Origin of the sequence: Bacillus sp. ms-22 (assembly GCF_009759805.1) — a bacterium.
In the GTDB taxonomy this organism is placed as follows: domain Bacteria; phylum Bacillota; class Bacilli; order Bacillales; family Bacillaceae; genus Bacillus; species Bacillus xiamenensis.
In genome coordinates, this window is sequence record NZ_CP046653.1 from 3,087,576 (window position 1) to 3,108,659 (window position 21,084).

Annotated in this window: 19 protein-coding genes and 1 pseudogene; 8 read left to right on the forward strand and 12 right to left on the reverse strand. The window is 42.9% G+C overall.

Annotated elements, in window-relative coordinates; translation table 11 throughout:
• Positions 1 to 90: 90 nt before the first annotated feature.
• Positions 91 to 1,233, reverse strand: a complete 1,143-nt coding sequence (locus tag GPA07_RS16080; RefSeq protein ID WP_008355886.1) for a DEAD/DEAH box helicase — start codon at positions 1,231 to 1,233, stop codon at positions 91 to 93.
• A 152-nt stretch (positions 1,234 to 1,385) separates the two neighbouring features.
• Between GPA07_RS16080 and GPA07_RS16085 the strand changes: the two genes are divergently transcribed.
• The gene (locus GPA07_RS16085; RefSeq protein ID WP_008355885.1) at positions 1,386 to 2,939 is read left to right on the forward strand and encodes an ABC-F family ATP-binding cassette domain-containing protein; all 1,554 of its coding nucleotides are present in this window, start codon (positions 1,386 to 1,388) and stop codon (positions 2,937 to 2,939) included.
• 51 nt (positions 2,940 to 2,990) lie between these two features.
• Here the strand turns inward: GPA07_RS16085 and GPA07_RS16090 are convergent.
• A pseudogene (locus GPA07_RS16090) lies at positions 2,991 to 3,263 on the reverse strand (MFS transporter); the annotation flags it as partial.
• A gap of 111 nt (positions 3,264 to 3,374) precedes the next feature.
• On the opposite strand from GPA07_RS16090, the gene folE2 reads away from it, so the two are divergent.
• Entirely contained in the window at positions 3,375 to 4,271 is an 897-nt protein-coding gene (folE2, locus tag GPA07_RS16095; RefSeq protein WP_157292963.1) for a GTP cyclohydrolase FolE2, read from the forward strand.
• Positions 4,272 to 4,462: 191 nt separating this feature from the next.
• Here folE2 and GPA07_RS16100 read toward each other — a convergent pair whose 3' ends face one another.
• On the reverse strand, positions 4,463 to 6,349 hold the full coding sequence (locus GPA07_RS16100; RefSeq protein WP_157292964.1) for an ABC-F family ATP-binding cassette domain-containing protein: 1,887 nt from the start codon (positions 6,347 to 6,349) through the stop codon (positions 4,463 to 4,465).
• Between the two features lie 133 nt (positions 6,350 to 6,482).
• Here GPA07_RS16100 and GPA07_RS16105 point away from each other — a divergent pair, with 133 nt between their 5' ends.
• Positions 6,483 to 7,556: a tetratricopeptide repeat-containing glycosyltransferase family 2 protein gene (locus tag GPA07_RS16105; protein ID WP_157292965.1), complete on the forward strand. Its 1,074-nt coding sequence runs from the start codon at positions 6,483 to 6,485 to the stop codon at positions 7,554 to 7,556.
• Positions 7,557 to 7,736: 180 nt separating this feature from the next.
• Positions 7,737 to 9,128, forward strand: coding sequence for a branched-chain amino acid transporter BcaP (locus GPA07_RS16110; RefSeq protein ID WP_008355875.1), 1,392 nt, complete (start codon positions 7,737 to 7,739; stop codon positions 9,126 to 9,128).
• A gap of 36 nt (positions 9,129 to 9,164) precedes the next feature.
• Here the strand turns inward: GPA07_RS16110 and GPA07_RS16115 are convergent, their stop codons facing one another.
• A complete protein-coding gene (locus GPA07_RS16115; protein WP_008355873.1) occupies positions 9,165 to 9,398 on the reverse strand; it encodes a hypothetical protein in 234 nt (77 codons plus the stop codon).
• Between the two features lie 6 nt (positions 9,399 to 9,404).
• Positions 9,405 to 9,662, reverse strand: a complete 258-nt coding sequence (locus GPA07_RS16120) for a hypothetical protein (protein WP_003213975.1) — start codon at positions 9,660 to 9,662, stop codon at positions 9,405 to 9,407.
• Between the two features lie 65 nt (positions 9,663 to 9,727).
• On the opposite strand from GPA07_RS16120, the gene GPA07_RS16125 reads away from it, so the two are divergent.
• Positions 9,728 to 10,207, forward strand: coding sequence for an Hsp20/alpha crystallin family protein (locus GPA07_RS16125; RefSeq protein ID WP_071167921.1), 480 nt, complete (start codon positions 9,728 to 9,730; stop codon positions 10,205 to 10,207).
• On the opposite strand, the gene GPA07_RS16130 is transcribed toward GPA07_RS16125, so the two are convergent.
• Entirely contained in the window at positions 10,188 to 10,415 is a 228-nt protein-coding gene (locus tag GPA07_RS16130; RefSeq protein WP_008355867.1) for a hypothetical protein, read from the reverse strand. The two genes, GPA07_RS16125 and GPA07_RS16130, sit on opposite strands and share 20 nt — an antisense overlap.
• 91 nt (positions 10,416 to 10,506) lie before the next feature.
• Between GPA07_RS16130 and GPA07_RS16135 the strand changes: the two genes are divergently transcribed.
• Complete coding sequence (locus GPA07_RS16135) at positions 10,507 to 10,911, forward strand: hypothetical protein (protein WP_157292966.1); 405 nt, start codon at positions 10,507 to 10,509, stop codon at positions 10,909 to 10,911.
• On the opposite strand, the gene GPA07_RS16140 is transcribed toward GPA07_RS16135, so the two are convergent.
• Positions 10,843 to 12,273 carry an SLC13 family permease gene (locus tag GPA07_RS16140; RefSeq protein ID WP_157292967.1) on the reverse strand — a complete coding sequence of 477 codons (1,431 nt, stop codon included), beginning with the start codon at positions 12,271 to 12,273 and terminating at the stop codon, positions 10,843 to 10,845. The genes GPA07_RS16135 and GPA07_RS16140 overlap by 69 nt on opposite strands.
• A gap of 250 nt (positions 12,274 to 12,523) precedes the next feature.
• On the opposite strand from GPA07_RS16140, the gene pbp4 reads away from it, so the two are divergent.
• Positions 12,524 to 14,563 (forward strand): penicillin-binding protein PBP4(5), encoded by a 2,040-nt coding sequence (pbp4, locus tag GPA07_RS16145; RefSeq protein WP_157292968.1) that lies wholly within the window; start codon positions 12,524 to 12,526, stop codon positions 14,561 to 14,563.
• Positions 14,564 to 14,708: 145 nt separating this feature from the next.
• The gene (locus GPA07_RS16150; RefSeq protein WP_008355862.1) at positions 14,709 to 15,947 is read left to right on the forward strand and encodes an MFS transporter; all 1,239 of its coding nucleotides are present in this window, start codon (positions 14,709 to 14,711) and stop codon (positions 15,945 to 15,947) included.
• A 33-nt stretch (positions 15,948 to 15,980) separates the two neighbouring features.
• On the opposite strand, the gene GPA07_RS16155 is transcribed toward GPA07_RS16150, so the two are convergent.
• Genes GPA07_RS16155 through rfbF form a run of 5 tightly spaced genes read right to left on the reverse strand, consistent with a single transcriptional unit; the run spans position 15,981 to position 20,762 of the window.
• Positions 15,981 to 16,910: a putative nucleotide-diphospho-sugar transferase gene (locus tag GPA07_RS16155; RefSeq protein WP_157292969.1), complete on the reverse strand. Its 930-nt coding sequence runs from the start codon at positions 16,908 to 16,910 to the stop codon at positions 15,981 to 15,983.
• Entirely contained in the window at positions 16,911 to 18,101 is a 1,191-nt protein-coding gene (locus GPA07_RS16160; RefSeq protein ID WP_157292970.1) for a glycosyltransferase family 2 protein, read from the reverse strand.
• Positions 18,098 to 19,009, reverse strand: coding sequence for a putative nucleotide-diphospho-sugar transferase (locus tag GPA07_RS16165; protein ID WP_157292971.1), 912 nt, complete (start codon positions 19,007 to 19,009; stop codon positions 18,098 to 18,100). The genes GPA07_RS16160 and GPA07_RS16165 overlap by 4 nt, the downstream gene beginning before the upstream one ends.
• A gap of 12 nt (positions 19,010 to 19,021) precedes the next feature.
• Positions 19,022 to 19,993, reverse strand: a complete 972-nt coding sequence (locus GPA07_RS16170) for a GDP-mannose 4,6-dehydratase (protein WP_157292972.1) — start codon at positions 19,991 to 19,993, stop codon at positions 19,022 to 19,024.
• Positions 19,994 to 19,997: 4 nt separating this feature from the next.
• Positions 19,998 to 20,762 (reverse strand): glucose-1-phosphate cytidylyltransferase, encoded by a 765-nt coding sequence (rfbF, locus tag GPA07_RS16175; protein ID WP_157292973.1) that lies wholly within the window; start codon positions 20,760 to 20,762, stop codon positions 19,998 to 20,000.
• Between the last annotated feature and the right edge of the window lie 322 nt (positions 20,763 to 21,084).

Consider the following 21,084-nt stretch of genomic DNA (forward strand, 5'->3'; position numbering starts at 1 on the left):
GAAGGACGAGCACCAGCGCGCAGGACTGCGGGCGAATGCGAGGGTTTGTCTACACGCTGAAAGGACCCGCCAAACAGCAGGGTCCTTTTATTATGCCTGATGCTGCACAAGCTGCAGCTGGCCTTGTTTATACACAATTTCCTCAAGCGAGAGATTCAGCTTTTTCGCCATTTTTTTCAGCATCGCATGCTCTTGATGGGTGACAAGACTGATGACAGCCCCTTCTTTTCCTGCACGGCCTGTTCTGCCTGAACGATGAATATAGCCTTCTTCATTTGGCAGATCTGCATGGATGACGTACGGTAAATCGTCAATATCAATGCCTCTTGCTGCAATATCCGTTGCAAGAAGAAGCGGAAATTCATGCTGTTCAAATGCCTTTAAAATAACAGCACGATCTGCTTTTTTCGCTTCACTGTGAAGCACTCCAAGATCAACATGATGATACGCTAATTTTTCTGCATAAATGCTTAAATTCGTAATATCGCGCACAAAGACAAGCGCCTGCATGTCCTCAAGCCGCGATAGCTTTTGGAGCAGTTTCACTTTATCCCGCTGATCACATAACAAATAGTAATGCCCTACCTTCTGCGCTTCTTCCTGGCTTCTGCTAATTGTCAATACCTCTGGCTCAGATGTCATCTCTTTGATCAGTTGAACGGTTTCCTCTTTCAAAGTGGCAGAGAAACAAAGAATTTGTCTTTCTTTTAATGTTGATTTAATGATCGCTTGGATCGTTTTCATATGCTCTGGGACAAGAAGCTGATCTGCTTCATCTAACACGATTGTTTTGACTTCATGCATTTTCAATTTCTTGATTTTGATTAACTCTTGTACACGGCCCGGTGTCGCCACCACGATGTTTGGGTGTTTTTTTAGCTTTTCCTGCTGCTTCTTGATGTTTGCCCCGCCTATTAAGGAAATAGCTTTGATGTCTGAACCTTGTTTGAACTCTTGCACAACATCAAAAATTTGCATCACAAGCTCTCTTGAAGGTGCCAAGATTAAGACTTGCGGGTGTTTGATACTCACATCAATTTTATTTAAAAGCGGCAGAACATACGCAAGTGTCTTCCCCGTTCCAGTTGGTGATTCTGCAATCACATCGCGCTTTTCCGTAATCCACTCTGCTGTTTTTTCTTGTATCGCTGTTGGTTTCTCAAAGCCAGCCGCTTCAAAGTTCTTTTGTATAAATGGTTTGGCTTCTTTTAAAAATGCCCAATTTTCGGTCATGTCGATCTCCTTTATCCTCATTCAATCTATCCTTAAGTATCTCAAAATCAGCTTTGAAACGCAATTTTTCTTTTGATGCTTTTATCGAGCCGGACAGTTCGATATAATCATGAGAGGCACTAGCCGTTTTGAATCTATTTGAGGTGTAAAAAATGATATTATCTGTTAAAGATTTAAGCCATGGCTTTGGTGACAGAGCCATTTTCCACGAAGTCTCCTTCCGTTTATTAAAAGGCGAGCATGTCGGCTTGATCGGCGCTAACGGTGAAGGAAAGTCAACGTTTATGAATATTATTACTGGCAAGCTAGAGCCAGATGCAGGAAAAGTCGAATGGGCCAAAAATGTCCGTGTGGGCTACCTTGATCAGCATACCGTGCTAGAAAAAGGAAGAACCATCCGTGAAGTCCTTCAAGATGCCTTCCATTATTTATTCTCTATGGAAGCCTCAATGAATGACATTTATGGCAAAATGGGTGAAGCTGATCCTGATGAGCTGGAAAAGCTGTTAGAGGAAGTTGGCGTCATTCAGGATGCACTGACAAACAATGATTTCTATATCATTGATTCCAAGGTGGAAGAAATCGCAAGAGGTCTTGGGTTAACGGATCTTGGGCTGGATCGTGATGTGACAGAGCTGAGCGGCGGGCAGCGTACAAAAGTCCTGCTGGCAAAATTGCTGTTAGAGAAGCCAGAAATTCTCCTTCTCGATGAGCCGACCAACTATTTGGATGAGCAGCATATTGAGTGGCTGAAACGCTATTTACAGGAGTATGAAAATGCGTTCATCCTCATTTCACATGACATTCCGTTTTTAAACAGTGTCATTAACTTGATTTATCATGTCGAAAATCAAGAATTGACACGCTACGTTGGTGATTATGATCAATTTAAACAAGTGTACGAAGTCAAAAAACAGCAGCTGGAAGCAGCCTATAAAAGGCAGCAGCAAGAAGTCGCTGAATTAAAGGATTTTGTTGCAAGAAACAAAGCACGTGTCAGCACAAGAAATATGGCGATGTCCCGTCAAAAGAAACTGGATAAGATGGATATGATTGAACTGGCGGCCGAAAAGCCAAAACCAGAATTCCACTTTAAACCGGCTCGTACGTCTGGGAAACTGATTTTTGAAACGAAAGATTTAGTCATTGGTTATGACGAACCGCTCTCTCGCCCATTGAATCTGAAAATGGAACGCGGACAGAAAATCGCCTTATATGGCGCAAATGGTATCGGTAAAACAACGCTGCTGCGAAGCCTTCTTGGAGAAATCACGCCAATTTCTGGTGAGGTGGAACGTGGAGAATTCTTGCATATCGGCTACTTTGAGCAAGAAGTCAAAGAGCAAAACAGCAACACCTGTATTGAAGAAGTGTGGAGCACCTTCCCTTCTTACACGCAATATGAAGTGAGAGCAGCCCTTGCCAAATGCGGATTAACGACAAAGCATATTGAAAGCCGTGTATCTGTTCTAAGCGGCGGGGAGAAAGCAAAGGTCCGCCTCTGTAAGCTGATAAATGAAGAAACCAATTTACTTGTTCTCGATGAGCCGACAAACCACTTAGATGTCGATGCGAAAGAAGAACTAAAACGCGCGTTAAAAGAATATAAAGGCAGCGTCTTATTGATTTCCCACGAACCTGAATTTTATCAAGATGTTGCAACCGATACATGGAATTGTGAATCTTGGACGACAAAAGTATTATAACGTCAAAAAAGCCTTATATCTGTTCAAAAAGATATAAGGCTTTTTTCTATTTTAATGACCGGCCTGTATATTCACCAAATGCTTACGGCCAAGAAGCAGGATGATCATCCCTGCCAGCACAACAGCCGCCCCTACATAATAGGGCGTACTTGCTGTATACGTTTCAGCGAGTACGCCGGCAATCCAAGGAGCAATCGCACCACCAATAAATCGTACTGCGCTGTAAGAGGATGAAGCAATTGAACGCTCAACAGGTGCTGAGCCCATGACAGCCGTCGTAAGCACCGTATTGATCATGCCGAGAATTCCCCCAGCGATGACAATTCCGCAAATGTTTTATAACCTTAACGTAAACGTTAAATTTTTGACCCTTGATTTCTCCTGCTGTTTGATGCAAAATAAATAGGAATTATTACGATTTAAAGGAGGTACACTATGCTTTCTTTTCCACCCAAAAAAGAACGACACCAACAATTTGGATCTGTCCCGCCAAGCGCTCGAACGAAGCCTTGTCAAAAAGAGGACATGATGGACATACAACAGACGGAGCAGGACTTTTATTTTGATCTTGAACAAGTCGGAATTTGCCGCGTGTCGTATCCTGTACATATTTTGTCTAAAACGGCACCACAGCACCAAACAACTTCCGCTGCCTTTGCACTGAGCACATACTTGCCAGCTCATCAAAAAGGCATTCATATGAGCCGTCTTACTGAACAGCTGCACTCATTTTACGAGAGCGGAAAGCCGCTTGATGTGAATTCCTTAAAAGAATTGACGGCACAGCTTGCCAAGCAAATGAATCAGCCATCCGCCTCTGTTCAGGTTTCCTTTCCTTGGTACATGGAAAAAAAGAGCCCAGTGAGCCGAAAGTCCGGTTTGATGCATGCGACTGTGCAATATGACGTCCATTTTCATGAAGAAAACGGATGGATCTGTCATGTTGGCTGCACTGCACAGGTCACTACACTATGCCCTTGTTCAAAAGAAATCAGTGAATACGGCGCGCATAATCAGCGCGGCACTGTGTCTATTCAGGTAGAGCTGTTTGAACAAGTACAGCTCCCTGATGACATGAAAACTGATCTACTGCAGATCATCGAGTCCAATGCGAGTGCGCCCCTTTATCCCGTACTTAAAAGACCTGATGAAAAGAAAGTGACAGAAGAGGCCTATGAAAATCCACGCTTTGTGGAGGATGTCACGAGGTTAATTGCGGCCGAGCTTTATGAACAAAACTGGGTCAAGGGCTTTCAAGTCGAATGCCGCAATGAAGAATCCATTCATCAGCACGATGCTTATGCTAAATGCTCTTATCAAAAAAAACTGTAAAGCCTCTCTACAGTTGTGCGTGTAGACAAACCCTCGTATTCGTCCTAAGCGCTGTTGCTCACGAAGGTTCAATTCGCTCTTTGAAAGCAGCTATCCTTTCTGGAATTCAATGGTTTTCTATCACGCTGAAAAGAAGAAAAAGGGCTCATGATGAGCCCTTCGTCTTCTTTTATGCAATTTTGTCAGCACGCTTAATTGCTTTCCAATTCCTCTATCATCATCGACAGTTCTGTCCAGCGGTCCATCGCTTGTTCTAATTCTTCTGTGACGGCTTTTTGCTTGTCCATCAGCTCTTGAATTTTCCCGAAATCACTGCCTGCCTCAGCAATGCTAGCTTCGAGCTGCTGGTTTTTTTCCTCTAATGCTTGGATCCGGTCTTCAATCCCATCCCATTCAATCTGGTCCTTATAGGACAGTTTTTTTCTCTTTTTAGGGGCCGCTTCTACTTGTTTTTCAGCAGGCTTTGTCTCTGTTCGCTTCTGCTCTTTTTCTTGCTCCATGTAATCGCTGTATGCCCCTTGAAAATGTGAAATGCGTCCATTTCCTTCAAAAACAAGCAGGCGATGAACGACTCGGTCTAAGAAATAACGATCATGCGACACTGTGATGACTACGCCAGGGAACTGCTCCAAATAATCCTCTAAAATGCTGAGCGTCTCTGTATCAAGATCGTTCGTCGGCTCATCTAAAAAGAGAACATTCGGCTCTTCCATCAAGACTTTTAGTAAATATAATCTGCGGCGCTCTCCTCCTGACAGCTTGCGAATAAACGTGCGCTGCATGGATCTTGGGAATAAGAACCGCTCCAGCATCTGCTCGGCTGTCACAATGGTGCCATCCGTTGTCTTCACGATTTCAGCTGTTTCTTTGATGTAATCAATGATGGTCAGCTCTTCATTCATTTCATGATGATCCTGCGTGTAATAGCCAATGCGAACCGTTTGGCCAATGGTCAATTGTCCAGTAGTCGGTTCTATTTTACCCGCTAGACAATGAAGTAACGTGGTTTTCCCCACTCCGTTCGGTCCGATTAATCCAATACGGTCACCTGGCACGACTAAGTCGGAAAAGCGCTCCACAAGGGTTTGGCCAGCAAATGAGATGCTGATCTCTTCTACCTCCATCACCTGTTTTCCAAGCCGGTGAGAACCGATCGCAAAATCAAGCTCGCCCTTTGCATCAGGTCCCTTTTGATCCTTCAGCTCTTCTACTCTGCCGATTCGTGCTTTTTGCTTTGTCGTTCTAGCCTTTGCCCCTCTTCTCAGCCAAGCAAGCTCTCGTCTAAGTAGATTTTGACGTTTCGTTTCCTTCACCTGAGCTTCCGCTTCTCGTTCTGCTCTTTTTTCTAAAAAGACTTCATAATTTCCTTTATACGTATACAACTGCCCTTGATTTAATTCATAAATCCGATTGGCAACACGGTTTAAGAAATATCGATCATGGGTCACAAGGATAACAGCCCCGCTGTATTGACTCAAATACCCTTCAAGCCATTCAATGGTTGCATTATCTAGATGGTTCGTCGGCTCATCCAAAATCAGCAAACCCGCAGGCTGGATTAAATTTTTGGCGATGGCAACACGCTTTTTCTGTCCGCCCGATAACGCATGAACAGAACGGCTCACATCGTGGACACCAAGCTTTGTCAAAATCGTTTTCGCCGAAAGGTTTGCATCCCATGCGTCCTCCTGATCCATTTTATTTTGCATACGCATGAGCGCCTCTTGTTTTGCTTCATTTTGCGGATCATGCGCTAAATCAGCAAGCGCCTGTTCATACGCCTTCATCGTTTGAATCATCGGTGCTGTTCCAGAAAAAATATAGTCGAGAATTGTTTCATCTCCGCTCATCTCAGGATCTTGCTCAAGAAATTCGATATCAAGTGTTCCTGCTTTCGTGATGTCACCCTCCTCAAACGATTCAAGCCCTGCGATCACCTTTAGAAGCGTTGATTTGCCTGTTCCATTTGGTCCAATTAAACCGATGCGTTCCTTTGGTTCTATATGAAAAGAGATATGATCAAACAGCGTTTTTTCGCCATAGGTTTTATATAATCCTTCAACATTCAATAAACTCAATTTTATCAGCCCTTACATAGATTCTTCCTTTATTTTAAATCAGCCAGTAGCAGAAAACTAGTTTTAAAAAACCCGCTACTGAAAAGAATGTTTCCTTTTGATGCTCGATACACTATGGTGAGGTGATCTATAGATGATATCCATTAGCTTATGTATGATTGTGAAAAATGAAGAGGAGGTTTTAGCGGACTGCCTTTCTTCTGTTCAAGACATTGTAGATGAGATGATCATCGTTGATACAGGATCAACAGATCGGACGAAGGAAATTGCTCACTCTTTTTCAGCACAGGTGCTCGACTTTGAATGGGTTCAGCATTTTGCAAAAGCCCGCAATTTCTCTTTTTCCCATGCAACAAAAGAGTATATCCTATGGCTTGATGCAGACGATGTCCTGCTTGAAGAGGACCGAAAAAAGCTTCTTCAGCTCAAGCAGACTCTTGATCCCGCTGTGGATGCCGTCTCGATGCTTTACCACGTTGGATTTGATAAGGACGGTCATGTGAATTTTAAATATAGAAGAAACCGGCTCGTCAAGCGTGCTTTACACTTTCAATGGTACGGAGCCGTTCATGAATTTCTCCAAGTGTATGGCAACATCTTTCCAGCCGAAATCGCCGTCACACATCAAAAGCGTAAGAAAACTACCGCTGGGGAGCCTGGGCGCAACCTGCGAATTTATGAAGACATGCTTGCAAACGGTGAGGAGATGACGCCACGTGATCTCTTTTACTTTGCCAATGAGCTAAGGGATCACAAGCAGCATGTGAGGGCCATTCGTTTTTATCATCAATTTTTAGCCACAAAACAATGCTGGATTGAGGATGAAATTCGTGCATGTCAATATTTAGCTGACTGCTACTATGCAGTAGGTTTCGAGGAAGCGGCCCTATCCTCATTATTGCGCTCCTTCTTATATGATCAACCCCGCCCTGAATTTTGCTGCCGGATCGGGGATCATTTTAAAACACAAAATAAACACCAAGCAGCTATCTTTTGGTATGAGCAGGCCCTGAAGGCTCCTGAAAACGAAACAGGCTTTACACTCATCCAATATAAAACGTGGTACCCTCACCTCCAGCTTTGCTATTGTTATTATCAGCTCGGCGATTTGGAGCAAGCCAAAACCCATCACCTTGCTTCATCAGCCCATTACCCTGCCCATCCGAGTGTGCTGTACAACGAAAAAATATTTGCTGAACAGCCGTAAGATCTCCTGTTGCCGCATTCGCCTGTTATGTGCCGGCGGATGTCTTTTTATATCCATTGAACGCTTATGACATGTCACGCTTTAGCGATTTAAAGCGTTTTTCAACCAATTGACTAAATTATCATTTACGCATATACTAACATTCGTCTTACGAAAAGATTTATCCATTAGGAGGTCAACATGAGTTCTTTATTTAGAAAAAAATCTCTCGACCAGCTCATGCTTGAAAGTCAAACAAAGCGGCTGAGTCGTTCTTTGAATACATTTGATTTAATCTTGCTTGGCATCGGCTGTGTGGTCGGGACTGGGATCTTTGTCATTACGGGGGTCGCTGCTGCGAAAGATGCGGGACCTGCGATTATTATATCTTTTATTTTGGCTGCGATCGCATGCGCTCTTGCTGCTTTTTGCTACGCAGAATTCTCCTCGTCCATTCCAGTGTCAGGAAGCGTTTATACGTATTCTTATGCCACACTTGGCGAATTCCTCGCCTTTTTAATGGGCTGGGATTTAATGCTCGAGTATGTCGTTGCGCTCTCTGCTGTAGCCAGTGGATGGTCGTCCTATTTTCAATCACTGCTCAGTGGATTCGGCCTGCACATACCGAAGGCCTTATCGGGTGCACCTGGAGCCGTTGATGGGGCCGTCTTTAATCTGCCAGGCGCACTCATTATTTTACTCATTACCTTTATTGTCTCAAGAGGCGTAAAAGAGAGCACAAAGCTGAATAACATCATTGTGCTCATCAAAATTGCCATTGTCCTGCTCTTTATCATTTCAGGCTTCGCTTACGTTAAACCTGAAAACTGGACACCTTTTATGCCAATGGGCTTTAATGGCGTCATTGCCGGAGCTGCGACTGTCTTTTTTGCTTATCTTGGATTTGATGCAATTGCTAATGCATCAGAAGAAGTCAAAAATCCACAAAAGGCGATGCCAATCGGAATTATTGGTGCGCTCGGCGTTTGTACGATTTTATACATCGGTGTTTCATTCGTCTTAACAGGCATGGTTCACTATACGAAGCTAAATGTCAGTGACCCTGTCGCATTTGCTCTTCAAGTTGTTGGCCTGAATAGTGTCGCTGGCATTATATCCGCAGGTGCGATTATCGGGATTACGACCGTGTTAATCGCTCTTGTGTATGCCCAGGTTCGTTTAACCTTTGCTATGAGCCGAGATGGGCTGATGCCGAAAATTTTCTCAAACGTTCATCCAAAATCGAAAACACCGGTTGCCAACACTTGGCTGACAGGGATTGTTGCGGCATGTATCGTTGGATTCGTCAACTTATCAACACTGGCTAATTTAGTCAGCATCGGTACACTTGCGGCCTTTACGGTGATCTCGATCGCTGTGATCGTTTTACGAGAAAAACACCCGAATGTCAAAGCAGCATTTAAGGTACCATTCGTGCCTGTTCTTCCGATTATTAGTGCCGTCATATGTATTAAACTTGCGACGACACTTTCATGGGTGACATGGAGAGCTTTCCTCATCTGGGTGGCTATTGGTGTCATTGTTTATTTCACGTATGCAAGACGAAAAAGCCATCTCAATCAAACACATTAGAAAAGAGACACGGGGATTCCCGGTCTCTTTTTTTGCTTAAATCACACTGTTTTTAGCTGAATTCGAGTCGATCATATCTGGATCTAATACGCTTGAAATTGGAATGACAAGCGGTGAACAATCTCCATTGTCCTCACCAAAACCTTGGTTCATTTTCATCGAAAGAAAATAATCGACCTGCTGATAAGGACCTAGAGTGAGTGAAGCCCCCCGGTCCATTGCATTGATTTTAAAAGCACCGACATTGACGACTGAAGGTGAGAATAACATCACACGTCACTTCCTTTGAATAGGTTTAGCTGCTGGCGAAAAAGAGGCAGGTGAGTCCACTTGATCTCGATCATCAACATGGCTTTTTGTTCCGACAAAACCGCTGGCATCTCCAAAATTCTGTCCGTACCCCTGATTTTTCTTATCTGAGTTTTGCCACTCTGCTAACAAATTTTGTCCGACATTCACCGCCGACGCATTTTCAAAGGAATTAATTTTTAACATGAAAATATTAATATTGATATACGGAGTTGGTTGAACCACAGATAAACCTCCTTTTTATAGGTATATGCAAGCACCCATCAAGTATGTTAACAGGAGGTCTTCACATGGACTTCGAAAAAATGAAGCAGTGGATGGATATTGCCCAGCAAATGCACGGAGATGATTTTTGGAAAATGATATTCGATGATGAGCAAAGATCTCCCTTTATGGCAAATAGTCCGTCTCCCTTTACATTCACGCAACAAGATCAGCGAGGAACAGATGCGTCATTTCCACCAATCGACATTGTGGAAACCCCTACAGAATTTCAGTACTTAATATATTTGCCTGGCTACCGGAAGGAAGATGTTCAGGTGCTGTCATATGGGGAATATTTGGTTGTGAAAGGACAGCGTTTTTCCTTTTTTAACGAGCAGGACTTTCGTCAAAGGCAAGGGAAATATGGTCCGTTTGAAAGAAAAATTCGGCTTCCAGATATGATTCTTGGTCAAATGAATGCCGCCTTTAAAGACGGCGTGCTGTACATCCGGCTGCAAAAAGATGAAGGAAAAGCAACTGCGATTATCATAGATGACGAATATTGATACTCACTGCATCTATTTGATCACGATCATCAACCGTTTCAATCGGCAGGATCGTGATCACGCCATCGGCATTTTGCTCACCGAAACCATTGTTTCTTTTTATCGTCGAGCAGTGATTTTGTACGAACGTCGAACCGAATGTCATCGAGGACCCTGCACCAATACTATTCGTTTTCATATGAGCAATCTGAATCCGTGTAGGCAGCATGCTTTTCTCCCCTTTCTTGTCATCTCTATAAGTATATACCGGGCAGCTTTTCCATAGACTAGAGCAAGGCGAAAGAAAAGGTTGTGGTCACTTGAAACATTTCATTCAATCACTCTTTAAAAAAACGGAATCCAGCCCATCCCCGTCTGTCGTCGAGCTGGAAAAAAGACTCACTGCTCTTGAACAAAAAATGTCTGCACCTGCTTCACCAGTTTCAGAGGATACGCACATTCATATTGAATCACTGCACGTGGACAAAATTGACTACCATCTAGAGTTTGGTGAACTTTCCATTGACCAGCTGCAAGGCAGACTCAACATTGGGGCAACCTATTATACGCAAAAGGACGCGCACCTCAAAAAGCCCGCTCCAGCACCGAAGCCAAAAGAAACACCTGCACCAACCGTTTCGATTCGATCAAAGCCCTCATCTCAGCACGATCGGCAGCCAGAAATAAACCGCAAGAACAATCGCCACAATACTGATGATATTTAACCAAAAGCCCGCCTTGACCATATCAGAAATTTTGAGTATATCTGCGCTAAAGACAGCCGCATTTGGCGGTGTAGAGATTGGTAGCATAAACGCACACGAGGAAGCTAACGCAGCCGCAGCCATTAAACCATACGGCTCAATGCCAATGGCCAGGCCAAGCCCTACTGTGATGGGAATCACCATATTGGCCACAGCTGTATTTGACATAAATTCTGTCATAAACAGAACGGCAGCCGTTAAAATGAAGATTATCATGAAATAAGACAGACCGTTTAAAAGTTGAAGCTTCTCCCCCATCCAGCCCGTCAAATCGGTTTCTGCAAATCCTGTGGCAAGCGACAAACCGCCCCCAAATAAAAGCAATAGCCCCCAAGGAAGCTGTTTCATATCCTGCCATTCTAGAATTCTCTCACCATTCGTCGATGGAATGAGAAAGAGCAGGATTGCACCAAAAATTGCAATAGATGTATCTGATACATAAAGATTTCCAAACAACAAAGATTTAAAGATCCATAGGCACGCAGTCATGAGAAAAACCGTAAGAACCCATTTTTCCTCTTGTTTGATCTTTCCTAAATCCTTTAAGTCCTTTTGAATGAAGTGAGCTTTGATATCACTTCGATGCTCCACCCGAAATTGAATTTTTGTTAAATATACATATAAGAGAGACAGCATAACGACTGTGACAGGAAAGCCAAATAAAAACCATTCAAAAAACATAATGTCACGATCTAATAATTTTTTAGACATTGCGGCAAACACTGCATTAGGAACTGTTCCGACGAGTGTCGCTAATCCGCCGATCGAGGCAGAATACGCAACAGACAGCAAAATGCTTTTACTAAACTTCTCAAGTGAATGCCCTGACAATATCTGATTTGCTTTGACTTCTTTAATGATAGCGAGTGCCACAGGAAGCATCATTAAAGCTGTAGCAGCATTCGAAATCCATAAAGATAAAAAAGCCGTTGATATCATAATCCCTAATACAATACGGTCACTTCTTGTGCCAATAAAATCGAGAATATGTAAGGCCATTCGTCGATGTAAATTCCATTTCTCAATCGCAATTGCAATCATAAAACCACCCATATACATAAAGACAATCGGATCACCGTAGGATTTTGCCGTTGCATCCATCGACAGTCCCCCAAGTGTTGGCAGTAAAATAATCGGCAATAGAGACGCAGCTGGAATCGGCAATGCTTCTGTTACCCACCAAGTAGCCGTCCAAGCTGAGACAGCAAGCACTACCTTAGGTGCATAGGCCAATTCTGACGCTGGTATCAAAAACATGAGGGTAAGAAATAAGCACGGTCCTAGCAATAATCCTGTGATATTCACTTTTTGATAAGCGATCATACATCCCTCCATTTTGTTATCGCTTCCAAGCAATTAATTCCCTTATGATCCTTCGATGATATGAAGTGATTTCCCTTTTACCAAGAGCAGGCATAAAGACTCGATAAACACAGTGAAATTTGACACCCAAAATGACTATCAGCAGTTCATTTGTCTTATTCACGCAGCATGATTCCCATGAGAAACTATACAAATCGTACACAATAACTGTAAAATATAGAGGATCTAATCAAAAATTGAGGTGTTTTCATTGTATACAGATCAGCGGAAATCATTTTGGAAACAGAAAAAATTCACCGTCCCCCTTATCAGCATCATCTTACTTGCTGTTGCTTTCTTCTTCTTAAAAGATACACTTTTCTCCAAAGAAAAAGAGGCCTTACAGACAGCTCAATCCTTTACAAATCAATTGAAAAAGAAAGACTTTACGAAGCTCGCAGATGAGGTCACAAGTACATCTCTAAAAGACAATGACTTTTCTAAAAAACAACTAGCCGAGAAATACGACAATATCTTTAGCGGAATCGGTGCTCATGATGTGAACATCTCAAAACTCAAAGTAGAAAAACAGGCCAAACGAGACGGGTACGAATTCACCTATGATGTCACAATGAAAACATCTCTTGGAAAGCTGAACAAGCTCTCGTATAAAGGCGTCCTCTCAAAAGAGGATAATCAGTGGAAAGTAGATTGGAAACCTAACCTCATCTTCCCGCAAATGGAAAAGGGAGACACCATCAAAGTGACAACGGATCCTGCGGTACGCGGAAATATTGTAGATCGAAAAGGGCGCACGTTAGCAGAAACAACTGGTGGACACGCACTTGGCATCATCCCTGGAAAGCTCGGGACAGACAAGGAAAAAGAAAGCAACATCAAAAAAATCAGCAGCTCTTTTGATATAGATGAAGAATTCATTCAAAACCAGCTGAAACAAGCATGGGTCACAGATGACACATTTGTCCCGCTGAAATCTATGTTAGAGCAAATGCAAATCCCAAAGGACGTAAGTGGCGTGACCTATCAACCAAAGGAAATGCGCTATTATCCATATAACGAAGCCGCTGCTCATCTGACAGGCTACGTCGGAAAAGCAAATGCGGATGATATCAAAAGAAACCCGGCATTAAAGGCGGATCAAATCATCGGCAAAACCGGCCTTGAATACACATTTGATCAGAACTTACGGGGACAAGATGGCGGAAGCATTCTCATTGTCCATGATGAAACAGGCATTGAAGAAACACTACAAAAAACAGACCGAAAAGACGGAAAAACAGTGAAATTGACCATTGATGCTTCTTTACAGAAAAAAGCCTATCAGCAGTTGAAGGGTGAAAAAGGGGCCGTCACCATCATGAATCCATCATCTGGTGACCTATTAGCACTTGTCAGTACCCCTTCCTATGATGTCAATCTCATGACAAATGGGGTGACACCTAAGCAATATCAAGCATACAGTGAAAATCCAGATCTTCCATTCCAAGCTCGATATGCGAGCCGATATGCACCAGGGTCCACCTTCAAAACCATTACAGCAGCCATTGGGCTGGAAACAGGTGTCACAAAGCCTAATAAAGTGCGCACCATTCATGGACTGAAATGGCAGAAGGATCAATCATGGGGAAATTATCAAATTACACGGGTTCATGACAAAGAACAAGTCAACATGGTCGATGCCCTCGTGTACTCAGACAATATTTATTTTGGACAGGAAGCCCTTGAAATCGGCAAAGATACTTACGAGAAAAAAGTGAAAACATTTGGGTTTGGCGAAGATTTACACATGCCGTTTACAATGAAGCCCGCACAAGTGTCAAACGATGGCATTCAATCAGACATCTTACTCGCTGACTCGGCGTATGGCCAAGGGGAATTACTCATGTCACCGATTGAGCAGATACATGCCTATTCTCCATTTGCAACAGGAGGCAAGCTTGTGTATCCTCGCGTCATTCAAGATGAAAAAACAGCATCACCAAAGCAGATCATAAAAGAAGATTCAGCAAATAAAGTAAAAGACGCACTGACTCAAGTCGTGACCAATTCAAACGGTACTGCTCACCCCCTGCAAATCAAAGGGGCTGATATTGCCGCTAAAACGGGAACAGCAGAGCTGAAGAGCAAACAAGGTGCGACAGATGGTACTGAAAATGGATTTTTACTTGCGTTTCATCCCAAAAAAGAAGATTACATCCTTATCGGCATGATCGAAGGTGTGAAAGACCGCGGCGGCAGTGGACTTGTCGTTCAAAAAATGAAGCCTGTGATCGCTTCTTTTTATGAATAACCCTTTAGAGACACACGCTCTCCATCAAGAGCGTGTGTCTCTTTTTTCTACATCATGACAATTTGCTATTGTTTTATAGTTCACCTTATGAATAAAATGAGGAGAATGCAAAAAGAAACCAGTTGAATGAAAGGAGGAAGTCTCATTGGCTATTGCTGCTCGTGCAAAGGATAAACCTCAAAAAGCTGTCACCGGCTCAACAGTTTATCCTATTTTATTGATTATCGGTATTTGCCATTTGCTCAACGACACATTACAAGCCGTTATTCCTGCCATGTTCCCTATTTTAGAACGATCAATGGGGCTGACCTTTACACAATTAGGGCTGATTGCCTTTACATTAAATATGGTCTCCTCCGTGATGCAGCCTGCTATTGGGTGGTACACAGATAAACGGCCGATGCCCTACGCACTTCCCATTGCACTATTCTCAAGCGCTGTCGGTATTTTCGGCCTTGCATTTGCACCATCCTTTACGACCATTCTGCTTTGCGTCGCCTTTATCGGACTCGGCTCTGCTATTTTCCATCCAGAGGGTTCCCGCGTTGCCAATATGGCAGCTGGTCCAAGACGTGGACTTGCACAATCAATCTATCAAGTCGGCGGAAATACAGGTCAAGCCCTTGCACCACTGATTGCCGCACTCATGCTCGTCCCGCTCGGCCAGCCAGGAGTCGCCTGGTTTACGATTGTTGGATTGGTTGCTACCTGTTTCCTTCTCTACATTTCGAGGTGGTACGCAGGGAAGCTTCAAACCATTCGAGCACAAGCGAAAAAAGCGGCTGCAAAAGCGGCCAGATCTGATATGCATCGCAAGTCAGCACTCGCGGCACTCGGCATTATCGTCTTCCTTATTTTTGCTCGCTCTTGGTATGGGAATGCAATCTCGAATTTCTATGCGTTTTATGCAATTCAACAATATGGTTTGACAATTAAAGAATCACAAACTTATATTTTCTTATTTCTTATAATGGGTGCAGTCGGGACATTTCTAGGCGGACCGCTTGCAGATCGATTTGGCAAGAAAACCGTGATTTTGGCTTCATTACTAGCATCCTTTCCACTTGCCCTTTTATTGCCTTTTGCCGGACCTGTTTTTGCGTATGTTTTACTTGGACTCATTGGCATCATTTTAATGTCAAGCTTCTCTGTTACAGTGGTATACGCCCAAGAACTATTTCCCGGGAAAATCGGCACAATGTCTGGTTTAACGGTTGGGCTGGCGTTTGGAATGGGTGCAATCGGATCGGTTGCCCTCGGCTCATTCATTGATGCCTTCGGTTTAACGCCTACCATGATCGGTGCAGCCTTTTTACCGATTTTAGGCATTCTAGCTGTCCTGCTTCCTAGTGATCAAACCATCACCAAATGGAATGAATCATAAATGAAAACCGCTCAAATCACTGAGCGGTTTTTTTCATATCTCATAAAAATGTGTATCGGGAACATACTTCTTTGCGATAAACCCTTGCTGAAAGTCCGGAAATACCTCTTGTACCTGTTGAATCTTTTGATGAATCAAATTGGCATATGGAATATACAAATGATCCACCAGCTTTTGATCTGTCATATAGTAATACCAATTGAGATTAAAGGTACGCTCATCAATGATTGTAAAGGCGGAAAAATGATAGAACAGCAGTGGACATTCATCGAGATAAATATCTCCTTTCACAACAGAGAGCTCGTAGTTTTCAATATTCCAAATCGCTACATTGGCACCTTTAGATGCCACCACATGGACTCCCTCAAAATCATCGACCCATCTTTCAACATACCGCTGATCTCCGTATGTCTTTTTTTCCGTATCCATTTCTACCGTACAGTGTGCAATGCAGTTTTCTTTCCACTGCGTCACAGCCCGTTTGGCCACATCTGTGTTGCGGCAGCCTACAAAACCAGTATTAAAACGGCCGGATAATTCATAATAGTGATAGAATCGCTTGGAATTCATATGATCTGTCAAATATAAATGAGCGAGTGGATTCTCTGCAAATATTTCCTTTGGGTGATGATAAAAATACAAATCTGTATCCAAATGAGCGAGATAATCCGCATCAGAGGACTCTAGAATTTTGAGTAAAAACGCAGGCTTTAATGTCCAGCAATACTCATGAAACGTACGATCATCCTTTGCCTTTCGCAGCGAATCATCTTCAATGTCTTCAAGCTGTTCATATTGGACATGCGGGTGAGGAAATTCACTTAACACCTTGTAAGCCAAAGGGTCAGCACATAAAACGGAGAGTTTGAAGGAACGAGCCGTCTGCTCAAGTGAATGAATCAGCGCCAGCAGCTTCAATACATGGGTATTCGACACAATGGTTGTAAAATGATAGGATGCCATCTACAACACATCCACTTGACATAAATCAACATGCAGCAGCTCTTGCGTCAGCCCTTGAATAGCTTCTACTAGAACCGCAGAATCATATTCCTGCTTTGCAAGCTGCGCCGCCTCTGACAGTTTTTTCAAAGAAAAGTGCTTTGCGGTCAGCACATCCTTTTGATCACGTTTGATGCCCATATTCCGCTCTGTAATCATATGCAGCAGCTCTAAAAAATAAGAGAGCAGATCATTAAATGCCGGGTTTTCACGCAGCTGACGAATTTCTTTCATGATGTCATTGGTTACAGTGTGAGAAAATGGTCCAGAGAAGGCCAAATGAACATCAATGGAATCAATATTGTTGTACTTCTCGCACATATACAAAATGTTATATTTGATGTCATCGAATGACGTTAAATTACTTGGATGCTCCTGATGTACACTCAAAATATCCTCTCGCAGCTCAAATGAGAGACCAAACTGATGCAAACGAATCCCCAAATCATAATCCTCAAACCCGTACCGAACGATATTTTCATCAAACATCCCTAGTTTCATGACATGCTTTCTCTTTACGGAGGAGTTATTTGTAATAAAAAATCGCCACGGCAATTGATAAGAACCTAAATCATAGTGGTACGTGTTTAAAATGTCTTTCAGAATATCAATAAATTCGGACTGCAAGTCGAAGCTTCTCTCTAAAAATGCACCATTTTCCACTTCCTCCATTGATAAAAGAGGCGTTTTGTCCTTCATTTTCCGCTGATACAGCCCTTGTTCTTTCAATCTCTTCACATGATCTTTATCAAATCCAGTGTAAAAATAACGATAAATTCGCTTCCAGCAAACACCGCAAATGACAAGATCCTCTTGATCATCATGTGCTTCTGCATGCTTTTGAATAAACCTCGGTTCTGCGAGCATATCACTGTCATGAAAAATTAGCAGGTCTCCCTCCGCCTCGCGAATGGCATGATTGCGCCCCTTGGCAATCCCTTGATTGACGGGGATACGCACCTTTTTCAACGGAAAGTTCACTTCCATTTTTTCGAGCATTTCCATCGTGCCATCCGTTGACCCATTATCGGTGACAATGACCTCAAATGGAATATCTGTTTTCTGGCGTGTTAAGGAAAAAAGACTCCCTTCTAAACGCTCTTTGGCATTATAGCTCGGAATAATGACGCTTACCTTCGGCTTTTCATTCATGCGTCATCCACCTCCAGTGTGGCATAGCCGTTAAACATCGGATTGACTTGTTCCACAGATTCAATCACATGGCGTAGCACTTCTCGATAGGCTTCTTGGAAAAATGGCAAATCATTTCTTCCTTTTTCATGGATTTGCTGCATATCATCCTTGCTCACAATCCGAAAACCACTGAAATGATAGCAAATGAGCGGACTTCCATCCTCAAGCAGAATACGTCCATCCTCTTCCTGATAGACATGCTGTCCATAATTCCAATGACCAATATTGACGCCTTTCGTTTCAATCTCTTCTACGTTGTCAAACAGCATTGGCATATGATCCAAATACCCTTGATCGCCAAATTTACCTTCTCCAGGCGCATTTTTGCATTCTTTTAGACACTCTTCTTTCCACCAGCTGAGACACTTTCTGCCGGCTTCATCTCCTTTAAAATGTAGGAATCCTGAATTATATCGGCCTAAAAGCTTCTGAAGCATCGTCACTTCCTCTGGATCAAAGCTTGGAATGACGATATCCCCTCTTGATAGGAGAACAGAGGCATTCGGCTGGTTTTGAAATATAACTTGCGGACTCTCATAAAAGAATAAATCCGCATCAAGATACGTCACTTCTTCTGCCTTCTCCTCTTCGAAAATACGCTCAATCCAGATCGGCTTTAACGTCCAGCAATATTCCGAATCATCCCGTTCCTTTTTGATCTCTAGAAGCTCAGGTGTTTCAAGCTGCCGTACATGAACAAGATCGACATGCGGGAAATTCATTTGATGAAGCAAATCAAATGCAGCATCATCCATACATAACGTCTTGATGACAGCATCATCTTCTACTTGCTTCAACGATAAGAAAAACGCAATGGCTTGATAAAGTCTTCCACTTGATAGAACCGTACAATATATGCTGTTCATCTATTTACACCTCTATTTTTGAAAGAATTCGCGGTACCATTCAATGGTTTTCTCTAAACCTTCATCAATGGAGTAGTCTGGCTTCCAATCAAGCAGCTTTCTCGCTTTTTCTGCCGACAAATATTGATGCTTAATCTCATGCGTTCCTTGGTTGAGAATACGAGGTTTCAGGTCACTTCCCATTGCTTTTAAAATCTTATCTACGAGTTCAAGGACCGTCAGCTGAATTTCATTACTAAAATTAAACGCTTCTCCAGCAAGCCCTTTTTCCTCCATTTTTTCAGCTAGGAGCAAATAAGCCTTAACCGCATCTTCAATGTAGAAATAATCGCGAATAAAGGTCCCGTCACTTCTAATTTCTGGAACCTTTCCCTCTAACACAAGCTGGATGGTTTGCGGAATGATTCGGTTAAAATTCAAATCCCCGCCACCGTATAAATTACCGCACCGCGTCACACAAACCGGAAGACCATATGTGTTGTAGTATGTGTGAGAAATTAAATCTGCGCAACTTTTCGATACATCATACGGGTGCTTCCCGTTAAGCGGCATGTTTTCATCATAAGGAAGCTGCTCCTGATCACCGTAAGCTTTATCACTTGATGCCACAATGACTCGTTTGATGAGCGGCTGCCTTCTGGACGCCTCCAGCACATTCCATGTCCCTAAAATATTGGCTTCAAATGTAGAGACCGGATGTCTGTTTGCGACCCCAACAATCGCTTGGGCGGCCAAATGGAAGACGGTATCAATTTCGTACTCTCCGAGTGCACGTTCAATCGTTTGCATGTCCTCAAGTGCGCCTTGCACGACATTCATTTTTTCAAACTGACTGCCTTGATATAAATTCGATCTTGGCACTTGATCACGTACAAGCCCTGTTACGTTTGCACCTTGATCAATCAATTCCTTGACGAGATAACTCCCTAACAATCCTGTACATCCAGTCACAAATACGTTCTTCCCATTCCAAAATCCGCTCATGCCGTCACCAAACCTTCCATGGTTGTTTTCCTTCTGTCCACATGTCGTTGATTTCCTTCAAGTTTTTGTACGTATCAATTGCTGTCCAAAATCCGTGATGCTCATAAACCGCAAGCTCTCCATCATTCGCCAGATGTTGAAGCGGCTCCGCTTCGAACACGCATTGATCATCATCTGTTAAATAATCAAAAACCTTTGGAGACAACACAAAAAATCCTCCATTGATCATCCCGATACTGTCCGTCTTCTCAGAGAAGGATTGTGCCATCCCGTTATACACCTTAAGCGTCCCGTACTGTGACTTCTTTTCAATTCCTGTAACAGTGGCAGCTGCCCCAAGATCTTGATGGCGCTTAAGCAAATGAAACATATTGATATTGGCGAGCCCGTCACCATACGTCATCATAAATGTTTCATCCCCAATGTAGTCTTGTGCCTGCTTTAACCGTCCGCCTGTCATCGTATCCTCACCCGTATCTAAAAAGGTGATTTTCCAGTTCTCAGACTTCCCTAAAAGCTTCATTTCTCCTGTCGACATATCCAGCTGCATGCTGTGATGTCGCCAGTCGTAGTTGAGAAAATACTCTTTGATCTTCTCTCCTTTATATCCAAGTAATAAGATAAACTCGTCAACACCGTAATACTGATAGATTTTCATAATATGCCATAGAATAGGCCGATCTCCGATCATAGCAAGTGGTTTAGGAAGCGCTTGTGTGACCTCACTCATTCTCGTTCCCTTTCCTCCGCAGAGAATGACTGCTTTCATCTTCTCCCCTCATCTCTCTATGAAATTTTTGATTAAAAACCTTATCTTTATGCGGAAAATCGGTACATGTACCCTTATACTTTGTCCGATATCAGGTTTTGAATCTACTCTATTCATATGTAAAAAAGAGAGTTAGCGCCACCTAGCATTCAACTATTTTTACAAATAAAAAAGAGCGAGATTTGTCTTCTCGCTCTTGCAAAGTTTAAATTGTATATTTTCAGGGTAGATGATATGATAAACATGTGCATACGCAACACAAACAGCCTCTTTCTATAAAGAGACTACTAGATTGAATGAATCAAGTGGCAGCTTGCGTCAT

Excerpts from the sequence above, each read along its gene's own strand:
- GPA07_RS16080 (WP_008355886.1), bottom strand. The coding sequence starts at position 1,233 with ATGACCGAAAATTGGGCATTTTTAAAAGAAGCCAAACCATTTATACAA.
- GPA07_RS16085 (WP_008355885.1), top strand. The coding sequence starts at position 1,386 with ATGATATTATCTGTTAAAGATTTAAGCCATGGCTTTGGTGACAGAGCC.
- folE2 (WP_157292963.1), top strand. The coding sequence starts at position 3,375 with ATGCTTTCTTTTCCACCCAAAAAAGAACGACACCAACAATTTGGATCT.
- GPA07_RS16105 (WP_157292965.1), top strand. The coding sequence starts at position 6,483 with ATGATATCCATTAGCTTATGTATGATTGTGAAAAATGAAGAGGAGGTT.
- GPA07_RS16110 (WP_008355875.1), top strand. The coding sequence starts at position 7,737 with ATGAGTTCTTTATTTAGAAAAAAATCTCTCGACCAGCTCATGCTTGAA.
- GPA07_RS16115 (WP_008355873.1), bottom strand. The coding sequence starts at position 9,398 with ATGTTATTCTCACCTTCAGTCGTCAATGTCGGTGCTTTTAAAATCAAT.
- GPA07_RS16125 (WP_071167921.1), top strand. The coding sequence starts at position 9,728 with ATGGACTTCGAAAAAATGAAGCAGTGGATGGATATTGCCCAGCAAATG.
- GPA07_RS16130 (WP_008355867.1), bottom strand. The coding sequence starts at position 10,415 with ATGCTGCCTACACGGATTCAGATTGCTCATATGAAAACGAATAGTATT.
- GPA07_RS16140 (WP_157292967.1), bottom strand. The coding sequence starts at position 12,273 with ATGATCGCTTATCAAAAAGTGAATATCACAGGATTATTGCTAGGACCG.
- GPA07_RS16155 (WP_157292969.1), bottom strand. The coding sequence starts at position 16,910 with ATGGCATCCTATCATTTTACAACCATTGTGTCGAATACCCATGTATTG.
- GPA07_RS16160 (WP_157292970.1), bottom strand. The coding sequence starts at position 18,101 with ATGAATGAAAAGCCGAAGGTAAGCGTCATTATTCCGAGCTATAATGCC.
- GPA07_RS16165 (WP_157292971.1), bottom strand. The coding sequence starts at position 19,009 with ATGAACAGCATATATTGTACGGTTCTATCAAGTGGAAGACTTTATCAA.
- GPA07_RS16170 (WP_157292972.1), bottom strand. The coding sequence starts at position 19,993 with ATGAGCGGATTTTGGAATGGGAAGAACGTATTTGTGACTGGATGTACA.
- rfbF (WP_157292973.1), bottom strand. The coding sequence starts at position 20,762 with ATGAAAGCAGTCATTCTCTGCGGAGGAAAGGGAACGAGAATGAGTGAG.